Source organism: Methanobacterium paludis (assembly GCF_000214725.1).
In the GTDB taxonomy this organism is placed as follows: Archaea; Methanobacteriota; Methanobacteria; order Methanobacteriales; family Methanobacteriaceae; genus Methanobacterium_C; species Methanobacterium_C paludis.
This window is the reverse complement of the sequence record NC_015574.1, coordinates 1,799,169-1,820,732: the sequence shown is the minus strand read 5'-3', so window position 1 is coordinate 1,820,732 and position 21,564 is coordinate 1,799,169. Positions and strand designations below refer to the sequence as shown.

22 protein-coding genes are annotated in these 21,564 nt (G+C 35.7%); 6 read left to right on the top strand and 16 right to left on the bottom strand.

Going from position 1 to position 21,564, the window contains the following annotated elements; genetic code table 11:
- Positions 1-28: 28 nt before the first annotated feature.
- The 3 genes from MSWAN_RS08520 to MSWAN_RS08510 all read right to left on the bottom strand — a co-directional run bounded on the left by MSWAN_RS08520 (position 29) and on the right by MSWAN_RS08510 (position 3,110).
- A complete protein-coding gene (locus MSWAN_RS08520; protein WP_013826235.1) occupies positions 29-991 on the bottom strand; it encodes a zinc metalloprotease HtpX in 963 nt (320 codons plus the stop codon).
- 283 nt (positions 992-1,274) lie between these two features.
- Positions 1,275-1,898, bottom strand: a complete 624-nt coding sequence (locus tag MSWAN_RS08515; protein ID WP_013826234.1) for a DedA family protein — start codon at positions 1,896-1,898, stop codon at positions 1,275-1,277.
- A 279-nt stretch (positions 1,899-2,177) separates the two neighbouring features.
- On the bottom strand, positions 2,178-3,110 hold the full coding sequence (locus MSWAN_RS08510; protein ID WP_013826233.1) for a hypothetical protein: 933 nt from the start codon (positions 3,108-3,110) through the stop codon (positions 2,178-2,180).
- Between the two features lie 220 nt (positions 3,111-3,330).
- On the opposite strand from MSWAN_RS08510, the gene MSWAN_RS08505 reads away from it, so the two are divergent.
- Positions 3,331-3,744: a PRC-barrel domain-containing protein gene (locus MSWAN_RS08505; protein ID WP_013826232.1), complete on the top strand. Its 414-nt coding sequence runs from the start codon at positions 3,331-3,333 to the stop codon at positions 3,742-3,744.
- A gap of 175 nt (positions 3,745-3,919) precedes the next feature.
- Positions 3,920-4,591, top strand: a complete 672-nt coding sequence (locus MSWAN_RS08500) for a tRNA lysidine(34) synthetase (protein WP_013826231.1) — start codon at positions 3,920-3,922, stop codon at positions 4,589-4,591.
- 174 nt (positions 4,592-4,765) lie between these two features.
- Here MSWAN_RS08500 and MSWAN_RS08495 read toward each other — a convergent pair whose 3' ends face one another.
- The 10 genes from MSWAN_RS08495 to rnz form a co-directional block, all read right to left on the bottom strand.
- Positions 4,766-6,292, bottom strand: coding sequence for a replication factor C large subunit (locus MSWAN_RS08495; RefSeq protein WP_013826230.1), 1,527 nt, complete (start codon positions 6,290-6,292; stop codon positions 4,766-4,768).
- Positions 6,293-7,261 (bottom strand): replication factor C small subunit, encoded by a 969-nt coding sequence (locus MSWAN_RS08490; RefSeq protein ID WP_013826229.1) that lies wholly within the window; start codon positions 7,259-7,261, stop codon positions 6,293-6,295.
- 350 nt (positions 7,262-7,611) lie between these two features.
- Positions 7,612-8,901 (bottom strand): roadblock/LC7 domain-containing protein, encoded by a 1,290-nt coding sequence (locus MSWAN_RS08485; RefSeq protein WP_013826228.1) that lies wholly within the window; start codon positions 8,899-8,901, stop codon positions 7,612-7,614.
- Between the two features lie 288 nt (positions 8,902-9,189).
- Positions 9,190-10,638: a Ni/Fe hydrogenase subunit alpha gene (locus MSWAN_RS08480; protein ID WP_013826227.1), complete on the bottom strand. Its 1,449-nt coding sequence runs from the start codon at positions 10,636-10,638 to the stop codon at positions 9,190-9,192.
- A gap of 20 nt (positions 10,639-10,658) precedes the next feature.
- Positions 10,659-11,570 (bottom strand): NADH-quinone oxidoreductase subunit B family protein, encoded by a 912-nt coding sequence (locus tag MSWAN_RS08475; protein ID WP_013826226.1) that lies wholly within the window; start codon positions 11,568-11,570, stop codon positions 10,659-10,661.
- The gene (locus MSWAN_RS08470) at positions 11,570-12,130 is read right to left on the bottom strand and encodes a hypothetical protein (protein WP_013826225.1); all 561 of its coding nucleotides are present in this window, start codon (positions 12,128-12,130) and stop codon (positions 11,570-11,572) included. The genes MSWAN_RS08475 and MSWAN_RS08470 overlap by 1 nt, the downstream gene beginning before the upstream one ends.
- A 12-nt stretch (positions 12,131-12,142) precedes the next feature.
- Positions 12,143-12,394 carry a 4Fe-4S dicluster domain-containing protein gene (locus MSWAN_RS08465; RefSeq protein ID WP_013826224.1) on the bottom strand — a complete coding sequence of 84 codons (252 nt, stop codon included), beginning with the start codon at positions 12,392-12,394 and terminating at the stop codon, positions 12,143-12,145.
- A gap of 514 nt (positions 12,395-12,908) precedes the next feature.
- Positions 12,909-13,505: a class E sortase gene (locus tag MSWAN_RS08460; protein WP_013826223.1), complete on the bottom strand. Its 597-nt coding sequence runs from the start codon at positions 13,503-13,505 to the stop codon at positions 12,909-12,911.
- Complete coding sequence (locus MSWAN_RS08455; protein ID WP_013826222.1) at positions 13,498-14,253, bottom strand: mechanosensitive ion channel family protein; 756 nt, start codon at positions 14,251-14,253, stop codon at positions 13,498-13,500. Before MSWAN_RS08455 ends, MSWAN_RS08460 begins: the two co-directional genes overlap by 8 nt.
- Positions 14,243-15,271: a ribonuclease Z gene (rnz, locus tag MSWAN_RS12505; protein ID WP_013826221.1), complete on the bottom strand. Its 1,029-nt coding sequence runs from the start codon at positions 15,269-15,271 to the stop codon at positions 14,243-14,245. The genes MSWAN_RS08455 and rnz overlap by 11 nt, the downstream gene beginning before the upstream one ends.
- A 426-nt stretch (positions 15,272-15,697) precedes the next feature.
- Here rnz and nadC point away from each other — a divergent pair, with 426 nt between their 5' ends.
- Together nadC and MSWAN_RS08440 are read left to right on the top strand one after the other, a co-directional pair.
- Positions 15,698-16,528, top strand: coding sequence for a carboxylating nicotinate-nucleotide diphosphorylase (gene nadC, locus MSWAN_RS08445; RefSeq protein ID WP_013826220.1), 831 nt, complete (start codon positions 15,698-15,700; stop codon positions 16,526-16,528).
- 394 nt (positions 16,529-16,922) lie between these two features.
- A complete protein-coding gene (locus tag MSWAN_RS08440) occupies positions 16,923-17,477 on the top strand; it encodes a hypothetical protein (protein ID WP_144011635.1) in 555 nt (184 codons plus the stop codon).
- A gap of 303 nt (positions 17,478-17,780) precedes the next feature.
- Here the strand turns inward: MSWAN_RS08440 and MSWAN_RS08435 are convergent, their stop codons facing one another.
- The 3 genes from MSWAN_RS08435 to MSWAN_RS08425 all read right to left on the bottom strand — a co-directional run bounded on the left by MSWAN_RS08435 (position 17,781) and on the right by MSWAN_RS08425 (position 19,889).
- Positions 17,781-18,344, bottom strand: a complete 564-nt coding sequence (locus tag MSWAN_RS08435) for a ZPR1 zinc finger domain-containing protein (protein WP_013826218.1) — start codon at positions 18,342-18,344, stop codon at positions 17,781-17,783.
- A 127-nt stretch (positions 18,345-18,471) separates the two neighbouring features.
- On the bottom strand, positions 18,472-19,497 hold the full coding sequence (locus MSWAN_RS08430; protein WP_013826217.1) for a 3H domain-containing protein: 1,026 nt from the start codon (positions 19,495-19,497) through the stop codon (positions 18,472-18,474).
- A gap of 44 nt (positions 19,498-19,541) precedes the next feature.
- Positions 19,542-19,889: a roadblock/LC7 domain-containing protein gene (locus MSWAN_RS08425; protein WP_013826216.1), complete on the bottom strand. Its 348-nt coding sequence runs from the start codon at positions 19,887-19,889 to the stop codon at positions 19,542-19,544.
- Between the two features lie 130 nt (positions 19,890-20,019).
- Between MSWAN_RS08425 and MSWAN_RS08420 the strand changes: the two genes are divergently transcribed.
- Together MSWAN_RS08420 and MSWAN_RS08415 are read left to right on the top strand one after the other, a co-directional pair.
- Entirely contained in the window at positions 20,020-21,078 is a 1,059-nt protein-coding gene (locus MSWAN_RS08420; protein WP_013826215.1) for a DUF1611 domain-containing protein, read from the top strand.
- The gene (locus tag MSWAN_RS08415; RefSeq protein ID WP_013826214.1) at positions 21,075-21,431 is read left to right on the top strand and encodes a cell division protein SepF; all 357 of its coding nucleotides are present in this window, start codon (positions 21,075-21,077) and stop codon (positions 21,429-21,431) included. Before MSWAN_RS08420 ends, MSWAN_RS08415 begins: the two co-directional genes overlap by 4 nt.
- The last annotated feature ends 133 nt before the right edge of the window (positions 21,432-21,564 follow it).

Here is a 21,564-nt window from a genome sequence, read left to right as displayed (position 1 = left end):
TAACATTTAATTATATTCTCTTAAAAATTTAGCTGAGTTCAGCCAGTCTTTTGACCCTTTTAACCATGTTGGGATGTGTTGATAGAATTTCCATTACTTTGGCGCCGGTACCAATCTTGGCGGGGGTATATTTAAGTTCTGCAAGTTCATCCTCAGTTATAACTCCATCCAGGTTCACATCTATCTGTCTTAAGTCTTTGATTTCATTGCTTGCATCAGAAACATCGTTTACAAAAAAGGCCTTTAAACCTTCTACTTTTTTTAACTCGTCTTTATTGGCTGCAGCAGATCCGTATACAAGTTTGTAAAGGGCACTTGCAAGTTTGTGAGGTTTACATCCAAGTTCAACACTTCCCTGGTCAGCATAATATTCCCGCACACGTGAAACAAAAAGAACAAGAAGTTGTCCTGCTAGATAAGCTCCAAGGGCAGCTATTCCAATTATTGCACCGCCACTGTTCCTTTCGCCACTTGAAAAAAGGGTGCTTATGAAGATGTAGTAACATATCAGGGGCACAACGCTAATGAGGGTCATTACAATCATGTCGCTGTGGCGTATGTGGGACATTTCATGTCCTAGAACAGCTTCAAGCTCTTCGTCATCTAAAAGCTTTAAAATACCGCGAGTTACGCAGATCCTTCCATCCTTCTTAGTTTTTCCAAATGCAAATGCGTTTGGAATGCCTATTTCAGCAATACCAACTCTAGGTTTTGGTATATTTGCTTTGATGGCAAGGTCTTCAACCATAGCATGTAAACGTGGGGCTTCAGCCTCAGATACGTAGTTAACCCTCATGGTGCTTTCAACTATTTTGGGGCCGAGCATGTACTGGGCAAACACAATTATGAATGCAAGAACTGTAAAGGCGAGCGGCCCTCCAAAGCCAAAGTAAGAACTAATAAGCATTACAATAACGTAAAGTAATGCAAATAATGCCACTGTGACTATCCAAAGTCTCAATTTTAGCTTCCATGTACTTGCACCTTTCATATTAAACACCTAATTTTTTTATATTAACACCATATTTTTTAGTTTTATTATGATTTATATATTATAAATAATTTTACAAACCATACAAAAATTAAGAAATAAAATTTATTATTTTTAAGCCTGTTTAATCTATAAAATTGGGATAAATGATAGAAAGAAAGGATATATTATAATACCCTTTATGATCCTAAATTTTTAAATAATAAAATTTGAAACAAACAAAAAGTAAAATAAAAAATGAATAATGTATATTAAAGAAATAAAGGATTCTATAGTATCGGATTTAAATTGTACTGTTTTTATACTTGTATTTGTATATCATGTATCCTATGAGTCCTATGAGTGCTATTATGACGATTATGTCTAGTATGTGGAAGTATTTGCTTATTATATCCCATCTTGGCCCTAGTTGGACTCCTATGTAGCCTAGTACGAAGCACCATGGTAGTGATCCCAGGAAGGTGTAGATTGTGAATTTTTTCAGGTTCATGTGTGTGATTCCGGCCGGTAAGGATATGAAGGTCCGTATCCCCGGTAGGACTCTGCTTATTAACACTGCTTCGTAACCGTACTTATCAAACCATTTATCCGCAGTTTCCAGATTTTTATGGGTAATGAGTATGTACTTACCATACTTTTCAAGTAACGGTCTTCCACCTTTCAATCCCACAAAATAAGCTATGAGTGATCCGAGGAGGTTGCCCAGTGCTCCGACGAGGGTTATTCCCCAGAGCGTCATGTTGGTGTTACCCTGCCACACAACAAAACCACTGAAAGTCATTATTATCTCACTTGGAAGAGGTATGCAGGCACTTTCAAGGGTCATTCCAATAAAAACACCCCAATAACCCAGACTACTTATAATATTAATCACAAAAAGACTCAAAAATTCAACTATGCTTACCATAAAACTAATAAGATTTGCATTGAATAAAAGCTTTAGCCCAAAATTTATCCAATTAATCTATTGAATTGGTCAATATTTTCATTCTAGTTTAGAATGGTGTTTTATTTTGGGATTCATAGTAGTGGTTTTATTCCGGGATTCAGAATTAGTTCTAAATCTAATCTTTTAAAATCCCAAACATGCTTTAACTTTTAAAGTTGAACATCACATTTTCATCAATTGGATTTCAAATACTTTTTGGTATAAAAGCATTTTACTCATCTGTTTGTTATATTAAACTCACTCAAACTTCACAAAATCCCGTGGATTGAAGCCATAATTCAAAATCAATCTTCTATCATCATTATCGAGATTTTTTTGCTCTGTGGGAGGTATGGAACTTCCTTTTTTAGCCATTACAACTCCACTTTTTTTATTTGCAGCCAAAAATTTTCCAGTATCACCATTAACAATGATCGTGCCTTTTATCATATCTATACCCGTAAAATCATCTGCATGACCGTTAATAACAACTGTTCCCCCATTAAGAAGTGCTCCTGTATTTTTACCCGCATTTCCATTGATCCTTACAGTTCCTTTCCTCATGAGTATCCCTGTGCTGAGGTCAACATTTCCGTTCATAAATATTTCTGCATCAACATTCAACCTGGCACCAACTGTGTCTTTGACTTGTCCATCATCAATTATGAGTTTGTTGCCCATTAATTGACATCCTTTAAGCTTATCTCCTTTAAGTCCATTTGTCAGGATGTCTGTGATTGATCTGAACTTTTTATAACCCTTTTTATCAGATTCTACTTTAACAACGTTTCCAACAGGTTCCTTCACCTTTCCTTTTACGTATATTTGGCCCCGAACCATGCTTATTCCCATTCTGGTGTCCACGTTGCCTTCGACGATGACGTTGCCCACTTTAACGTCACCACCTGTGCCTCCAAAATATTTGAGGTCGGTGCCCATGCTTGAACAGAGTCTGTGACCTGCATCTCCTTTGATCTTCACATCTCCTCCATTTTTCAAGTGTTCAACCAGATATCCAAATGTATACATATTTCCTGGAATTTTCCAACTCGGATCAAGCTTTTCTCCTTTGTGCTGCCAGTGGAAGTTGTATGTAAAATCACAGAGGCAGTCAACAGGTTTTTGGACTTCTATCTCAAGAATTTCACCCTCAGATTTTTCATCAGATTTTTTGCCAAACAGTTTGAGCATCTAAAACCCCCTTAATTGATGTTTATTTGTATTTTTTAATCTTTTATTTTATGGCTTTAAAGTTATTCAAGATTTTTATTCAAGATTTTGAAATTTATCTGCTAATGTTATCTGCAAAATGAATACCAAATTTTGTCTTTAACCTTTATTAGTAAATTAACGACCACATTTTGTTTTAACCATTTCCAACCGTGTTTTAAAAAAATATAAATAACATAAAATGGTAGTTATACTCTCAAGTGGAAGTGTTAATGTGGAGTTGAAGGCAAAGAAATTTTTAGGAAAAAAAGTTCTGGATAACGATTTATTTGTAGTTGGAGAAATATCCGATTTCAATTTAGATACAGAAACATGGTCCATAACAGCTTTGATGGTATCTACAGGCATTCTAGGCATTGAAGGTTCATTTAAAGTGGACCACGATGAGGTGGCTAAAATTGGGGACCAGGTTATGTTGAACCTTACCAAGGACGAAATAAATGAGAGAGCAGACCGCCCCCTCCAGAAAGGTGCAGAAAGCGCCAAAAAAACCCTTGAAAGCGTGGGTAAATCAGTTACAAAAACCGGTGGAGACATCAAAAAGTCTGTTAAAGGTAAATCGTTACGTAAAAAAGAAGAAGGAGAAGACGAGTGAAATAATTCACATTTTTTATTTCATTTTAAACTAATTACTTTTAATTTCATCGGTAATTAGGTAATTAAATTTCATATTTGGGTTTCAATAAAAGATTTCATATGGGTTTCAATAAAAAAAATAATCATCTTTATTCACATTTATTTATAAATGGAAACATCTATAACTTGATATAATGAATACAGAAACAGCTGAATTTTTACATAAAATTGGTGTTGACACAAGATTTGTGAGCATTCTGGATGAATACGTGTTTATTAATAATTTGAAGTTTTCACGATTTTCAAGAAGGAAAGAAGAACTCTTTTTGCGAAAATTTCCATATTATAAAGTTATAAGGTCCAAACTGTTCCAGAAGATATGTACCAGAGCCTCGAGGGTTCTAAAAAATGTAATTCAACCAAGGGATAAAATTTTCCTGCTTAAAGATCAAAACTGTTTTAATTTCACACTTTATGCAGTTTTAGAATCATATACAAGGAAATATGGTATTGAACTCATATTTGGGGACTGTCTGGAGGATGCAACGGGTTCTGGTGCTGATTCCATTGCTCTGCCAATCACACTCGATGATGAGGCAGAAAGTATCATTGAATTGATGCTTAACGGTGCAAAAATAAAACCTTTAAGCTTTGATGAAGAATTTGGCATTTTAAAAGTCATATGCCCCATTGTAAACGTTCCAAGGCCATGGATCATTTCATGGCTTGAAAAATATGGTTTAGAATGTACTTATGAAAATAAAGCAAGTTTTTCAAAGGATTTGATCCATTTTTTAGAGGAATTTATTCCAGATGTCAAGGAGAACATGCTTAAATCTGCAAAGTTCGTATATGAAGTTGAATAAAGAATTTGAATGTTTTTTTAAACTTGGAATATTATCCAAGATTTAAACAGTATTAATTAAATAATTATCAAATTAAATAATTATCAAGGATTATCAATAAATTTTGATAAAGGATTTAAATAAGGTTTAAAAGAGAAAAAGACGGATCAAAAATAAAAGAAGCTATAAAACAAATTAGAAATTGAAAAGAGACGTTTGTTTATCTTTTTTATCAGAATTAGATGATTCTTCTCCAGATTTTGCTTTTTTGTCCTTTGATGTTTTTTCTTCTTTTTCTTGAGATCTTTTTGCTTTTTTAACAGTTTTTCTAGTTTTTGGAGTTTTGGAGTTTTCGGCATCAGACTTTGAAGGTGAGGATGTTTCTTTAGAGCTTTTAGATATTCCAGGTTTATTTGATTTTCCAGAATATTTCTCACTATCTTTCTTAACATCTTTTTCAGTGTTGGATTTTGATTTTGCACTGGTTTTGCGAGTTGGCTTTGCTTTTTTAACCTTTATTTTCTTTGATCTGAAGAGTTTAACCTCTTTATCGTCTAGTCCAAAGTAGGTGGCTATTTCATAGGCGATCTCATCGTCCTGGAACATTATCTCAAAGTATGGAAACTGTTCCCTTGCAACCTTTTTTGAGCTGTGGAGCTTTTCTCCAATCTTTTCTGCAACTGCATCCCTCAGATCCCTTTTGGCACGGTTTTTGGACAACTTTGTATAAACTGATGATGTTGTGTACTTTGCAAACTTCTTGTAGGTTTCAGCCTTTGCAAGTGCAACTCCTAAACTCATAAATTGGTAAGAGTACTTCCAATAAGTGTAAGCACGGGTCTGAAATGCCCTTCCAAGATAGGTATCTGCAAGAGAAACCATCTCATAGGCTTTTGATATTTCTTCAGCTTTTTCATATTCTCGAGGAATGTTTTCAGCCACCAGTTCTAGAATGAAGTTAGGTTGGGCCTCAACTTTCATGGCATCTTTTATATGATGGATATTCCTGCTTTTAAGCACGGTTCTAACTGAATCGAATATATTTACAATTTCATCCTTTTTGCCTATGAGTTCAAGATCTTCTGAGGTAACCTTCTTTTTCCCAGCAGCTATGGCCTCAAGATCGTTTATTGCAGACCTTAAATCCCCTTTAGACTGTTTTGCAAGGGTTCTAAGCACATGTTCCTCAAATTCGATCTTTTCTTTAACACATATCTTTTTTAGAAGGGCAACTATGGAATTTGTATGCACCTTACGAAGTTTTATGACGTTACATTTTGTTTTAAGGCTTGTGAGTCTTTTACTGTAGGGATCGTTGGCCATCATGATTAATGGATGCTTACCATCTTTTATTATGTTGCCTATGGCTCTTGTTCCGCCTCTATCTTCTGTTCCGTGAATACCGTCCACTTCATCTAGAATTATGAGCTTCAAACCCTCACCGAAAAGGGAACGCGAGAGTGCAGATTCACCGATGGTATTTTTGATAATGTCGTACGACCTTTTATCGCTTGCGTTGAGTTCTACAAATTCTGAAAACTCCTTTGCTGCAAGGTGGGCCATGGTGGTTTTGCCAGTGCCTGGCGGCCCCACTAAAAGTAGGCATTTCTGGGGGTTACCCTTCAACCACTCTTCAGTCCATTCCATGATCTCCTTTTTAACTTTGATGTTCCCCAGAACTTCTTCAAAGTTTTTTGGACCGTATTTTTCTGTCCACAACATTTAATCTGCCTTTGTTTGTAATAAAAACTTGGTAAGGAGAGCTTCAAGTTGAATTCTTGGATTTGCACCTTCCCTTATCCTGTAATCATACTCTCCAATACTCTCTATTAAGTCTATGTAAACATCCTCTGGGATCAGTTCTTCCATTGCCATTCTGGAAACTTCTTGATATATCTGAGTGACCATGTCTTCTCCGCTTGTTCCTTGAACTACCATGGATTCTCTTAGAAGGTCTCTGGCACCTAGGAAATCGCCGTCCAGTGCTTTATTCACGATTTTTCTCACATCTTTAGGTTTTGCCTTGGACACAACTTCATGAACACTATCTTCTGTTACTTCTTCGTCCATGGATGAGGAAGCTTGTAATATATTTACTGCTTTTCTCATGTCCCCCTCTGCGAAGTAGACTATGCTTTCAATTGCGCCTGGGCTTATTTTCAGGTTTTCAGCAGCAGCTATTGCTTCAAGTCTTCCCATAACATGACGGCCTTTAACAGGGGCAAACCTGAAGATTGCACAACGTGACTGTATTGGGTCTATTATCTTTGAGGAGTAGTTACATGACAGTATGAATGATGAAGTTTTAGTATACATTTCCATCTCACGACGAAGGGCATGCTGGGCGTCTTTGGTCATGTTGTCCACTTCATCCAGGAATATTATCCTGAATGGGGCTCCAACTGCCTTTAGGCGGCAGAAGTTCTTGATGTTATGCCTTACAGTGTCTATTCCCCTGGCATCTGAAGCGTTGAGTTCAAGGAAGTTCTGCCTCCAATATTCTCCGAGGACGGCCTTTGCAAGTGCTATTGCTGTGGTTGTTTTTCCAACCCCTGCAGGGCCTGTGAACATGAGGTTAGGCATGCTGGTTTCTTCTTTTATGTATTTTTTAAGCCTGTTAATAATATGATCTTGACCCACAACATCATCTAAAGTCTGTGGTCTGTACTTTTCAACCCATGGTCCATTCATTTAATCACCGTTTTAATATTTCATATTTCCCTATTGTTCTCTTTGATCATGATTATGTATACTGTTCATATACTATTTTTTTGGTAAGCAAAATTATGTAGCTAAAATGAGATAAGCTTAATACAAAGTAATATAAAGAACAATTTTAATATTACTTATAACTTAATATTATTTAAAAGTTCTTTAAAGATGAGTCTTTTTATTTAAAACTTATTCAATGGGTTTCATTGATACTGTTTTTTAAGTTTTCAATAATATTCTTTGTATAAAATATTCTTTGTATAAAATACTCTTTGTATAAAATATTCTTTGTATAACATATTTGAGTGACTAAAAGTTGTCCTCAGGAATTATTCAAATAAACTAACTAACTCGGGGTGCATGTTCTCTTTTATTCCAAGTTCTGCCATGGCATCTCCGTAGGATTCAGTTATAACTTTAAATTCGGGCCTTACCATGCCTCTGAAAGCGTTGTAACCCATTACTTTGCCATAATTTTCTGTTATAACTGTTATAATTTTAGTAAAATCGGTTATAAAAACCTTTTCCCGTTCTTCTACAGGTATTTTCAGTGCATTTTCTTTTATTTTATCAAAATCAATTGTTGAGTTGTTTTTAACATCCACTCCGTCCAATAGTTTCTTGCACTGTTCAGCTGGAAGGAATTTTTTTGTTAGGCCCCTTGCAGGTGCCACTCCCATAATTTTACTTGCTCCAATGGACATGGCCATAAATAGGGCATTGTATATATCTAAAATTAGATCTGCTCGTTTTTCAGAATTTTCAGGTATTTTAACATCTTGTGGAAGTTTTGGGAATGTTATTGGAGGTTTTATAATAGGTATGGATGTTTTAGGTTGCGATTTTTCAGTTTCCACAATACCTTTCCGCTCTGATTCTACATCAGAAGGTTCCGCCTGGATTGTTACAAGTTCTTTAACTTTAAATTCTTTAGCATCTTCAACTTTTTTGGTTTCAACACCTTGTGAGCTTACAAATTTTAAAGCTTTTGGATCTTCAATTTCGGATTCATGCTCTAGCTTTGCATATCCAATTTCTGAAGATTCTGCATCCTCAACTTCTGGTTGTGAAATTGTAGATTTTGAGGGGTGTTCTAGCTGTGAAATTGTAGATTTTGAATCTGGGTATTCTGGTTTTGAGATTTTTGATTCAATGCTTTCAGGTTTTAGTTCAGGTTTTAAAATTGCTTCAAAAGTTTCAATTTCTTCCCCTTCAGATGGAACCACATCTGTCGCACTAACAATATCTTTTGTAACTTCATTTATTTCCTTTGCTGCTTTTTTAGCGGATATGATACCCATTCCAACATTTGCGGAGGTTTCCATAAGCAGTATAAGATGAACTTTTCCAAGTTGTAAAAAAAGAGCTTTACCCCTTTTTGATTCCACAAGCACGCTTTTTATTTCGCCTTTGCTGGAGGAGCTCAACAACCTCCTTGAAGAACTTGTGATTACCTTTGCCATTGGTCCAAAGAGTGAAACATCCGTATCATGTAAAATACGGTGGCAAAGAACGTTTCCCTGATCATCAATGATCAAGCTTCCTTCCAAACCATCCAATTTACCAAGGTTGTTTACAATTTTTTCAAGCTGATTTTTTACATTTGGATCCGTCTTCATAAGATCACACGTTTGTCTAGAAAAAGTTTATTTTATCTAAGATAATTCTATTATACAGTCTTTTATTTTTATCGTTTTGTTTTTGTTGATTACCTTTTTTTAAGGTTTTAAAGTTTTTTTTTAAAAAGTTTTAGTTATAATAAAGTTAAACCTAAATAAAATCCATTTTTAAAATTAAGATTTAAAAAATAGTTTAAGGTTTTTGATAGACAATTAAATGCGATTTTAAAATAAAAAGAGATTTTTTTAAAAATGGAAATTGTGTAAGGTTAAGAAAATGTAAAATGGTTAAATGATACGTCTTTTAACCAGATCACCTTCGCTATCGTGTATATCCACAACAAGTGGTGATTCTCCGTTTAGCATGTGGGTTGCACACGAAAGACATGGATCATAGGCCCTTATTACCATTTCAAGCCTGTTTTTAAGACCTTCTGAAATTTCATCACCATGTATCAAAGCCTTGGCTGTTTCCCTCACACCAATGTCCATTGAAAGGTTGTTCTGACCGGTTGCAACTATAAGGTTGGCCCTCTGGATTATGCCTGCACCATCGGTTTCGTAGTCGTGTATCAGCGGACCTCTTGGTGCTTCTATTATTCCAACACCCCTCATTTTTGCATCAGATTCTTCGGCATCTTTCCTGCTCATCAATGGTTCGTTAAGATGGTTTCTTATGTCTGTGCCTGTTATTGCATCGTCTTCAAGGAGTTCAACTGCCCTTTCTGCAGCGTACATGAGCTCAATTAAACGTGCATAATGGTAGAGCAGTGTGTTTTGGGCAATTCCGTAGGTGTCCTTGAATTCTCCATAAAGTGCTGAAGCTTTTTCTGTTGGTACAGCATCCACAACGTTAAGTCTTGCAAGTGGTCCAACCCTGTAGTTTCCTTCTGGGAACCCGATCTGTTTCAGATAAGGGAATTTAAGATAAGACCATGGTTGAACCTTCTCTTCGATGTAATCAAGATAATCTGCGGGCTCAAATTCATGTACAGTGCTTCCATCTTTGTCAATCACTTTCATTGGGCCGTCGTAGAGTGAAAGGTTGCCATTATCCGTTAAACTTCCAAAGTAAGTTTCAACAGGGCCTAATGTTTCTATTGCTTCAGAGTACTGTTCAAATAATGGTTTTGCAACTCCAATACCATTTTCTATGAGTCCAATGGCTTCTTTAGCATCTAAAAGAATTTTTTCCCTTTCTTCAGTAGTTAAGGCTTTAGACTGACCTCCTGGAATTGCGGTTACAGGGTGTATTGGTTTTCCACCTACTGCAGTAGTTATCCTCTGTCCTATGGCTCTGGTTTTTATTGCCATTTTTGCAAGTTCAGGGTCTTTTTTTATTATTCCAACAACGTTCCTTTCAGCGGGATCTGCATCAGGACCCATTATCAGGTCTGGTGCTCCTAGGAAGTAAAAGTGTAATGAATGTGAGTGGATGTACTGACCCATGAGCATGAGTTCTCTGAGTTTTTCTGCTGTTTCTGGCGGTTTAAGTCCAAATACTGCATCTGTAGCTTTTGCTGATGAAAGATGGTGTGCTGTCTGGCATATACCGCAGATCCTTGGTGTTATTCTGGGTGCTTCTTCAACTGCTGCTCCTTCTAGGAATTTTTCAAATCCCCTTATTTCCATCACATGAAAATGAGCGTCTGAAACGTTTCCACTGTCGTCCAGTTGAACGGTGATCTTTGCATGCCCCTCGATCCTTGTTACAGGGCTTATTTCTATCTGTTTCATATTATCACCTTTTTATAGATTTATTTCTTGACCAGTTCTGTGATCAATGAAACCTTTTTGTCCTCCATTATTGTACTTCCAATACAGAAACCGTATATCAAATGTCCGATATCGTATATCTGTTTTTCAACATCTTTTCCAGGCATCTTTGAGAGGTGTGATATCCTGTTTATCAAACAGTTGTAAATATCATGGTTCGGTTCCCTGAGAATGTCCAATGAAGGTCCTCCACATCCATGACAGGGAATACCTGCCTTTGTACAGAGTGCACCGCATCTTCCGAGGGTGGCAGAGCCGAGACAGATGTAACCTTGGCTTAAGAAACATTTTTCAGGGTCAGGTTCTCCTTCTATTCTTCTGTGGATGGTATCAAATTCGTCATGGTCCATTCTTCTGGAGCAATCTGCACACACAGATTTTTTAGGGATATTTGGTTCTTCTCCATTTATTAGAGGTACTAAAATGTCCCGCACCAACCATTCTTTGGGTGGGCATCCTGGAAGGTAATAATCAATCTCCACCAGGTCTCCTGCAGGGTGTACTATCGGTAAAAGTTCTGGAACAACTTCTGATGGAACTTCTGATGGATCTGTACTTGGATTGTCTGAGTAACTTCTTCTTGTTACTTCCTCAGGACTGTACAGATCTGCCATTCCAGTTATTCCTCCGAAGCAGGCGCAGGTTCCATAAGCAATGAGGGTTTTTGATTTTTCACGCAGTTCTTCAAGCCTTTTTTTGTTTTCCTGATTTCGCACTGACCCTGAAACAAGGGCTATATCAATATCATCTGGTATTTCTTTGGTATCAACCAGTACTGGTGCGTAGACTATTTCAGCATTGTCCAGCAAGTTCAATATGCCTTCGTGCAGATCTAAAACTGATATTTCACAACCAGAGCAGCTTGCAAGCCATTCAAGAGCAATTTTTACCATTATTTACCTCCCCATTTTATTGTAAGGGTTTTAAGACAAGCATTAGGACCTACATGGTCTATGTCTAATTTTCCCTTTATTCCCATAACTTCTTCGACGGCTCCAACGGTATATCCGTAGAGAAGGTAACATAATGGTCCTTTTTGTTGTAGTCCTGTTCTTCTTAGGGTCTGTCTTACAACGCAATCCCTGAAAATCAGCTTGACGACTGTTTCATCACCTTTTTCAATGGTGTATTCTGCCTGATCTGCCGGTTTCCACATATCAAAATAGAATTCCATGCCTAAAATTTCGCTTAATTCCTGCATGGCTTTTTCAAGGTTGTCTGTTTTCTCAACGAGCTTGCCTGCTTCGTGTCCCATTCTTTTCCCTGCCTGGTACACAATTGCGTTTGCACCTCTACCTGAAACCTGCTCAAGGGCACTTGACATTGAACCCATAAACTTCATGAGAACGTGCAGAGCTTCTTCATAGTCATTTATATCTCCACTACATTCCTCAGGGATAAGTTCGGGTTTGAAATTTCCGAATACTTCTTTTCCTTCCCTTTCTATTTCCATATGAAACTCTCCTTATACTATTTTTCTAATTACATCGTTCACTTTTCTGTCTATGTAAAGCCGTTTTGCCACATGTATGTCCAAGTGTTCCATGGCCTGAGCAGGGCAGATTTCATGACAGGATAAGCAAGCCATACAATCCTGTTCTTTCACCACTTTGGTTTTGCCCTTTTCTTCGTCCATTTCATAGACATTGTTAGGACAGTCGTCCACACAAGACCCACATCCAACACATGCATCTTCGTCTATTTTTATTTCAACCATTTTTATTCCTCAGTTTTCCTTTTTAAATCTGGAAAGATTTTTTAACATTTAATCCATCTTTATGTTTCTGTTTCATGTTCAAACATTATTAAATCTTTTATTAATCTAACTATGGGAATTTCATTACTAATAAAATTTCATTATTAATTGATAGTATATGGTAAAATCACAATCATTTAACATTTCACGATCTTAACGTGAAACATGTCACATTTCCAAGCCTACGATGAATTTATGGAAGAATTTTCTGTAAAAATAAATGGGTCATTGATTGGGTAATAGTTAATTGATTTAACAATAAATGGTTCAAGTTATCCAAAATAGTTCAATTTAAAAGAATTTCAAAAAGATTTCAAAAAAAATATTTTTTTGAATTTAATTAAAGAATAAACTCAAAATAAAAAGAATAAATAATGTGGAAGACTGTTTAGAATTGAAAGATTGAAGATTAATGAAAAATTAAAAGAAAAATTGAATAAGGACTTAAATAAATGTGGATTAACTGGGAATATGATTAAATATCTTCTGTAGACACCAGCTTGCAGTGTACTATATATGCAGCTTCTTTTTTACCTGGAGGGTAACATGTCATAATAAGAAGTCTTGCTTCCCCTTCCTGGGCAAATCTAACAGGATTCGTCTTGTAATCCCATCTGATATCATCACCGTTTGATGTGACCGCATAAATATATTCCTTTTTCAATACAGAATCCATTATTATTACCTGATCATTGATTTGGAGGGAACCTATGTCCCGAAATAGGCCAGAATATGTTGTTCTATGGCCTAAAATTCCGCATTCACCTGCTTGTCCAGGGGCAACACTTTCTGGATAATGATAAACAGCATTGTAAGCGTTTACAGTGTCTGAACGTATGGTGCAGTCCACTCCAAGTTTGGGAATTACGAGTTCTCCAACGTAGGTGGATCCTGAAACTCCATCAGGATTTAATGCATCTACAGGGCTGCTCATTTTTTCCTGATAATTTTTTAAACTGTTTTGAGCTTTAATAAGTTTAGGATAATTTTCATAAACAACTGCCATTATACTTAACGAGATTAGAGCACACAGCGAAATTATTAAGATGGAATACAATCTATATTTACGCATTTTTATCTACCAAGATATTTTTTACTTCTTTTGCAAGGGATGTTCTGTAATCTGTAACGTTCCATGGGTCATCGATCCATAAACTCAGTGTGGCCTTCACACCTGTATCTGAAAGTTCTTTTATCTGAATATCAGGTTGAGGTTTTGTTAAAACTCCTCCAAGTCCTAATGCTGCATGTTTTAAGGATTTGGTCACGTTATCTAAATTCATTTCGTAAGGTATAGTTACGTCTAAGTCCACCCTCCTACTCTCAACGGAGGTGTGGTTTATGTACAGATCCTTTGAAAAAGAGGAATTTGGAATGTTGATTATCTTGTTATCAGCTGTTTTTAGGGTGGTTATTCTGAAACCCATTTTTAAAACCCTTCCCTGCTGGTTGGATATTTCTATAATGTCCCCCACTCTAAAACCCTTATCTGCAAGTATGAAAAAGCCTGCAATGAAGTTTGAAAGGGTGTCCCTTGCTGCAAAACCTACTGCAATACCCACAATACCCAAACTTAAAACAATACCGCTTATATTGATTCCAATTTCATTGAGTATTATGGTCAATGCAAGGGCAATTACAGTATATTTTATTATTTCGTTTAATACTTGAATCAGTGTTAAATCAATATTCCACTGTTTTCCAGCTTTCCTAATGATATAAGATGTCCATTCAATGATTAAAAAGGCCGCAATTAATGTAATTGCTGTAACAATTAAATCTTTCAGTATTGGATCATTCAGCAGCAAATCAACTGTCACTTCGTTCCACCTCTATACTCATTAAATCCTCTGCAAGAACAGAATTTTCAAATATGTCGATGGCTTCTTTCTCAAGGGTACTCGTCTCCTTGTACCGTGTACTTATGTGGGTTACTATCAATTTTTTCACATTTGCTTTATTTGCAATCTCTGCTGCTTTTGCAGCTGTTGAATGACCAGTTTCATAGGCTTTATTCTCATTTTGACTGTCAAATGTTGATTCATGTATAAGAACGGTTGCATCTTCTGCAAATTTTATCATTTGATCACATGGCCGTGTATCACCGGAGTATACGATTTTTCGACCTTGTCTTTCACTGCCAAGAACCTCATGGGGTTTTATGATTCTGTTACCTACTTTTACAGGGATGCCTTGTTGCAATTTACCGAAATCCGGTCCGGGTTTTACTCCCAATTTCAATGCCTTTTCTTTGATGAATTTAGGGGCTCTTTTTTCGGTTATACAATATGCAAGGTTTGGAACAGAATGTTCTACTTTACAGCAGGTTACAATATAATCTTCTTCCTCTAAAATTTTGATTTCATGGAATAATCCTTCATTTAATCCTTCTTTTTCATTCAATTCAGTTTCATCTGCTTTAATCGATCTATCATCTTCAATCGATCTATCCACTGATCCATCGTAACCTTCAGGGGTCCCATCAGGGATTTCATGGACACATATTTCAAAGGACATTGAGAAGTATCCTAACCCTTTAATTTTTTCAACAATTTTAGAAAGTCCTTCTGGTCCAAATATGTGAAGAGGTTCTTTCCTTCCTCTAAATGCCATTGATTGCACCATTCCTGGAACTCCTAGGAAATGGTCCCCGTGGAAGTGGGTTATGAAAATTTTATCCACCTTCATAGGACTTAATCTTGCCCTTGACATCTGTCTTTGGGTCCCTTCTCCGCAGTCAAAGAGCATAATCTCTCCAAAACTTTTCATGGCTATTGCTGAATGATTTCTATGGTTCGTTGGTATGGCAGAAGATGTTCCGAGAAATATTAACTCCATTTTTTTCACCGTAAGATTAACATTGGTAGTATTTGATAAGTGATTAGATTGAGTGAGATTAGCATTTAATGATATTATTAACGATATTGGTGTATCAAACACTTTTATTAAACTGTACTTTCATTGATTCAAGCTTTTCTGCGATTCAACCATTACCCGATTCAACCTTATTCTTGCATGGTTAACCTTCTCACTAATCACTAAAATAGCTTGATGTGTCTATTAACTTTATATCTTTTATTTTATATACTATAATTACGTTCCTTAATGATTTTAAAAATTAATGGTGTAAGAACATTAGATTTATTACGGAATTCGTGTTACGGATTCGTTCAGTAAAAGATGAAGCCGTGATCTTGTAGTTGTGCTTTAACATTTCTCTTAATTTGTTACTGTTTGCAAGTTAATGAATAAAGTTGTGATAAAATGAAAGAAGATATAATTAAAATAATAGATGATGACATTGGATTTGAGGATATAACCACTAATGCGTTGATTCCTCCAGATATTGTGATTAAAGGGAAGGTAATATGCAAAGAGGATGGGGTAGTGGCAGGGGTTGTGCTGGCTTCAACCATCTTTAAGGAATTCTCAATTTTGCCTTCAATAAGTAAACATGATAGTGAGAAGGTGATTGCAGGGGACATAATAATGGAAGTAGAAGGTGATGCAAGAACCATTATTACCATTGAAAGAACTGTTTTGAATCTTCTAATGAGAATGAGCGGTATAGCAACCATGACTTCCAAAATTGTAAATCAAGTTAAAAAAATCAACGATAATGTAATTGTCGCAGGGACCCGCAAAACAACTCCAGGGTTGCAATTTTTTGAGAAGGATGCTATAAGGGCTGGTGGCGGGGATACACATCGTTACAGGCTTGATGATTGCGTCCTTATAAAAGATAACCACATTGCAGTTGTTGGTGATGTGGGAAGAGCTGTAGAGTTGGCCAAAAAATATGCAAGTTTCACAAAGAAGATAGAAATAGAAGTTGAAAATAGGGAAGATGCGTTAAAAGCTGCTCGAGCAGGGGCAGATATTATAATGTTTGATAATATGGGTCCTGATGAGATTATTAATGTTTTATCAGCTCTTGAAAATGCAGGCCTAAGAGATAGGATTTTAATTGAAGTTTCTGGTGGAATAAACCCGGATAATGTCGTTGAATATGCAAAAACGGGTGTTGATGTTATTTCGATGGGTTACATAACACACTCTGCACAGGCTTTGGATATTAGCCTTGATGTTGTATGATAACGGTATAAATCTGGTATAAAGTAATTTTACTGCTTTGATATTTCCTGGTCTTACTGTAATTACCTTTCTGCTGTAGTTTACCCTTCTAATACTAATTTTTTATTCTTCCATATTTTTTTTCTTCCATTTTATTGTTGATGCGAAGTTAACAACTTTAGTTATAACATGTTTAATTAATAATTTGTTTAAAATTATGTTTAAGTTGGCTTTTTATATTTTTAATTTTATGGTTAATAATTTTAATGAGCTTCAGTAAATTTATAAGAATTATGAGAGGAACCTTTGATTTAAGACATAAATTTATATAGGTCCATTCATAGATTAATACTGTAAAAGACTCGAATGGAGGGATTTAATGATTGATGAAATAAACGATGATCTAAATAGAGACTTGGAAGAAAAATCAGAGGAAGAAGTTGGAAATGAATCTGAAGATTTAAAAGAGTCTGAAGATAAATCAGACGAAGAACTTGTAAACGAATCTGAAGATTTAGAAGAGTCTGAAGATTTAGAAGGAGAAGAATCTGAAGATTTAGAAGAGTCTGAAGAAGAGTCTGAAGAAGAGTCTGAAGAATTAGAAGGAGAAGAATCCGAAGATTCTGAGGGTTTACCATTTGCTAAAGCTGAAGTTGTAAGGTTAATGAAACAGAACCTTGACAGCGACAAAATGATAAGGGAACGGGTTAAAGTTGAGATGAACAGGTTCCTTGGAGAAGTCCTTGAAAGAGTTTGTGAACAACTCAATGAGTATCCATATACAACAATAGAATATGAAATGCTTAAAGAGTCAATATATCCTTACACGAACATAAAAAGGATAAACGAAGAGAAACTAAGGATATTAAAACATCTTGAAGCTATAAGAGCAGACTGTGATGCTTTAAGCATGGATGTTAGGAAAACCTTAAAATTAAAAGATGTTGATGAAGAAGAAGAGATATTTTAAATAATTTTATAATTATTTTAATATTTTTTTATTCCATTTTAAAACTTCTTTAAACTATTTTCTTAGCTATCTTATTTTCAAACACTTTTATCGAACTTGTTAGACACTTTTGAAATTTCAAAATTTTATTTCAAATTTCTTCAAAAATAATATTTCAATTAATTAATATTTCAATTAATATTTTAACAATTATTTTTTCAAATTATTTGGTTTCAAGTTCTTTATTTTGATTTTATAGATAGATTAATTTTTCAGTAAACTGCCTTGACAATAGTCTTAACTCAACCTATTTCTAAGCTCAATCTATTTCTCAAAGGTTGTAAAACCAGTTTTAAGATTTTTTATTTCATCTTCAGTTAATTTTCTATGCGCGGCGTCATTATGAGCTATAATACTGTGTCCGAATGGGTCTTCGATCACAACGGTGGCATTTTTTTCTCCAGATTTAACATTTTCAATCTCTTCAAGTATTTTAAGAGCATTTTCTTTTATAGTTTCATCTTCGGCCCATTTTAAAGCGGTTATAACTGCATTCTCAAATCTGTTAATTAAACCCTCGATATTTGATACGTATCCTTGGGATTTTGGGCCGGGTTCAACTTTAAGGCCTAATTCTGGGATAGTAACGGTTGCAGATTGGGATTTCACAACTCTTGCATTCAAATTGTCTTTAGTTATTGTCATGGTGTATCTAACAGGTTCTTTCTGGTCAAGGCATATTGTGTCAGAATGTTTGTACCCACATTTACTGCATTTAACTGTAGATTCCATTATTTCCCCGAAATAGGGGATAGTTTCTGTTTTTGTTGTAACTTCCATGGCACCTTTGCTGTTACAAACCGGACAATCTGCCATCATTTTGTTCAAATGCAATTCACTCCTTAAAAATTTATAAAAAATTTATAAAAGATTTCCTTGATTGATTTTACTCAACTATTCGGGTTATTTGTATTCAACTACTTGTATTAAATCAGATATTCATTGATGGAATTAATCAATGATAACTCTTTTTTGACCCTTCATCTTGAGTTGATGTTTCTTCCTTACTTAATTTTTCTGCAGCTGATTCTTTTCCTTTGAAAATGAAACCCATTTCATCCAAGTCTTTTATCATCTTTTCAAGACTTTCTTCATCTGGTGCACATATCTTATGGCTGTGGACATTGTCTGAAAGTTTGTAAAGTCCTTCAAGGTCTTTTTTCCGTTTTGGATTTTTATTCAGATTACCTATGAAACGTTTTGCCTCGTAGGGATCAAAGACATTTACTCTCCTTTTAAGCGGTTCTCCGAATCCTGGGAGGAAGTAGGATACATCAACTATTCTACCACCATATTTATCTAATATGATATCTGTTTCAGCTTCTAGTTCATCAACAGAATGTTTGAAGAGCATAATTTTACATATCTCCCGTATCAAGGTGAGCATTCGTTTGATCGTACAATCAATGCCTTTGTTGTTTATTACAGGAACTCCGTGTTCAGAAGCCTCTTTCACAAGGTAATCATTTATTATCCTGTTTTCTTTGAAATATTCAAGGTGTTTACCGCCACGTTTTATTTTCATGGCCCTTTTGACAAATCGTTCTTTGTGCATCTCTTCATCTGCAGTCAGCACGAAAAAATGGATGGATGCTTCGTCCCTGAATTTTTCAATGTCAATCAAGCCAGGGACCAGATGCACCCCTTCGATCACGACATCGTCGTAATCATCCACAGCTCTTTTAATAACCTTTTCAATTGCAGGAATAACAAATGAAGCATGTTCTTCAAAACCAGCACTTATCAGCCCGGCATTGTTCCCCTTAAAACGTTCTTTGTCTTTTAAGGTTACGTATGCGTCAAAAGAGGATCTGTGAAGTGCGGGAGCATATTCTGGACCTATTATTCCCCTCACTATCTCCCTTATAAAATCGGTTTCAATTAAATGCTTTATCCCTAATTCTTTAGCTAACTCTGAGGCTATAGTTGATTTTCCAATTCCTGAAGCACTTCCTATAAGAATTACGTAAGGTTTTCTCAATTTACCATCCCCAAATTAGTGTTGAATAGGGAAACGCTTTTATCTCATGTTAAAAGATCGATTACGCGTTCAGCGCTTCTTCTCATTTCAATCCTTATTAAACCCAAGTTTATATTCACTTCTGTTATTACAACTAAAATTCCTTCACCCGCATCTATCATCAATGTTTTACCTTTCTCACCTTCGATCATGACTTGCTGCAGTGGATCATGTTTCATTTCCTCTGCAGACCTTTCTGCGGTACCGAAAACAGCAGAAGACATAGCAGCTACAAGCTCTGAGTCTATGTCTGATGGTACTTCACTTTCTATAATTAATCCGTCTTTTCCTACAACTAACGATCCATTTACCCCATTGATTCTGCCTAAATCTTTAAGCACTCTCTCTATCATACTATGCCTCCATAATAGAATTTAGTATGCTACCCAAAGTATATATCTTGGTTTAGCAGTTATTAAATAAATAGGTAATGTAAAGTTTATCACTTATTTCACTAAAATATAATTAATAGGAGTGATTTTTTTGTATTTTATAACTTCTGTAGAAGAACTTCAAGAACTTAGTCCGTTTATAATCATAGGATGTGGTGGCGGAGGAGAAAAATTCGCTAATTTTGAAGGAGTAGAAGCTGCCGGGTTTATTGATGATGACACTGAAAAACAGGGAAAAGAATTCTGTAAAAATGTCATATCACGAGATCTGGAAGAAGTAATCCAAAAAACCAATGCGAAAAGCGTGGCAATAATGCTGCCCATTGGAGCTGAAGGAACTGCACTCAAATATGCAGTTGAAGCAATAGATCATGGAAAAAACGTTGTTACATCATTCAGGTCGTTGCCAGTTACACAGAATGAATCTTTAATAAAATTTGCCGAATCCAAGGGAGTTGTATTAAAGGAGATCAGTTCCCGTTTGGATGTTGTTAAAAAAATATTCGGAGTAGCTCCTCCGCAATGCACAGAGATCTTACCCAAGATCAACTACAAAGCTAAGGCACCTGTAGTTTTTGTTGGAGGTACGTCCCAAGAATGTGGTAAAAGAACAACCACAAGAACCCTAGGTAAAGCAGCAAAAGAGCAGGGTTTAAACGCTGTTGTAATATCAACTGATGAGATGGGACTTGAAAAACCTGCTGATGTGAATTTCCGTGCAGGAAGCTTATCTGTTATGGATGTTGCTTCTGCAGTTATGGGAACCATAAAATATATGGAAGAAAATAAAAATCCGGATATAATCTTCGTTGAAGGACAATCAAGCTTAACAGAAATGGGAAATCCCCACCCTCGGGGTCTTTCAGCTGCCATACTTTTTGGAGCAAAGCCCGATGCCACAGTGGTTTGCCACAGGCCTAACCACCCTTACAGGGAACCCCGTGGCATAGACTATGAAGTGAAAGCTATAGAAGCAGTTGAACCAACTAAGGTTGTTGGAATTTCATTAAATTTAAGGAATGTTGAGGACAAAAGCGAAATATCAAAATATGAAGAAAAATACGGCCTGCCCACAGTGGACATTAAAAATGGCGGTGCATCAAGATTACTTAAAGTAATTATTGATTATATAGGGGAATCTAAAAAATGAAGGACGTACTAGATCATATAAAAAAAACTATTGGTTTAGAAGAGGAAGACGAAGTGAAGGAAGAACAGGATACCATAATAGTACCGGAACATTCTTTCTATGAAATAATCATGATGAAAGCCAAGAATCTTGATGACTTTGATTATGCACTCAATCAGATTATTGAAGAAAAGACTCCCATAATAATGGACATGGGATATCTGGAAAGGGATAGTCCTGAAGACTTTAAATTGGCTGGGGAAAAATTAAAAGCTTTCCGTACTAAAACCGGTGGAGAAGCAATACTGCTTTGTAAAAACGGTAAAAATACCATAATCATTACGCCTCCTGAGATCAAACTTATAAGGAAATGATCTTAATTAAAGAGACTTTATATTCAGTATAAATGACAAATAATTGTTTATACAACACCAATAATCTTTATACGACAAAAAATAAAAGCTATAAATTAGATATCACTGAAATTTCCTATAAAATCAGATTGAA

What these genes read in the sequence shown, in the direction of transcription:
- MSWAN_RS08520 (WP_013826235.1), bottom strand. Translation starts at nt 991, where the DNA reads ATGAAAGGTGCAAGTACATGGAAGCTAAAATTGAGACTTTGGATAGTC.
- MSWAN_RS08515 (WP_013826234.1), bottom strand. Translation starts at nt 1,898, where the DNA reads ATGGTAAGCATAGTTGAATTTTTGAGTCTTTTTGTGATTAATATTATA.
- MSWAN_RS08510 (WP_013826233.1), bottom strand. Translation starts at nt 3,110, where the DNA reads ATGCTCAAACTGTTTGGCAAAAAATCTGATGAAAAATCTGAGGGTGAA.
- MSWAN_RS08505 (WP_013826232.1), top strand. Translation starts at nt 3,331, where the DNA reads ATGGTAGTTATACTCTCAAGTGGAAGTGTTAATGTGGAGTTGAAGGCA.
- MSWAN_RS08500 (WP_013826231.1), top strand. Translation starts at nt 3,920, where the DNA reads ATGAATACAGAAACAGCTGAATTTTTACATAAAATTGGTGTTGACACA.
- MSWAN_RS08495 (WP_013826230.1), bottom strand. Translation starts at nt 6,292, where the DNA reads ATGTTGTGGACAGAAAAATACGGTCCAAAAAACTTTGAAGAAGTTCTG.
- MSWAN_RS08490 (WP_013826229.1), bottom strand. Translation starts at nt 7,261, where the DNA reads ATGAATGGACCATGGGTTGAAAAGTACAGACCACAGACTTTAGATGAT.
- MSWAN_RS08485 (WP_013826228.1), bottom strand. Translation starts at nt 8,901, where the DNA reads ATGAAGACGGATCCAAATGTAAAAAATCAGCTTGAAAAAATTGTAAAC.
- MSWAN_RS08480 (WP_013826227.1), bottom strand. Translation starts at nt 10,638, where the DNA reads ATGAAACAGATAGAAATAAGCCCTGTAACAAGGATCGAGGGGCATGCA.
- MSWAN_RS08475 (WP_013826226.1), bottom strand. Translation starts at nt 11,570, where the DNA reads ATGGTAAAAATTGCTCTTGAATGGCTTGCAAGCTGCTCTGGTTGTGAA.
- MSWAN_RS08470 (WP_013826225.1), bottom strand. Translation starts at nt 12,130, where the DNA reads ATGGAAATAGAAAGGGAAGGAAAAGAAGTATTCGGAAATTTCAAACCC.
- MSWAN_RS08465 (WP_013826224.1), bottom strand. Translation starts at nt 12,394, where the DNA reads ATGGTTGAAATAAAAATAGACGAAGATGCATGTGTTGGATGTGGGTCT.
- MSWAN_RS08460 (WP_013826223.1), bottom strand. Translation starts at nt 13,505, where the DNA reads ATGCGTAAATATAGATTGTATTCCATCTTAATAATTTCGCTGTGTGCT.
- rnz (WP_013826221.1), bottom strand. Translation starts at nt 15,271, where the DNA reads ATGGAGTTAATATTTCTCGGAACATCTTCTGCCATACCAACGAACCAT.
- nadC (WP_013826220.1), top strand. Translation starts at nt 15,698, where the DNA reads ATGAAAGAAGATATAATTAAAATAATAGATGATGACATTGGATTTGAG.
- MSWAN_RS08425 (WP_013826216.1), bottom strand. Translation starts at nt 19,889, where the DNA reads ATGATAGAGAGAGTGCTTAAAGATTTAGGCAGAATCAATGGGGTAAAT.
- MSWAN_RS08415 (WP_013826214.1), top strand. Translation starts at nt 21,075, where the DNA reads ATGAAGGACGTACTAGATCATATAAAAAAAACTATTGGTTTAGAAGAG.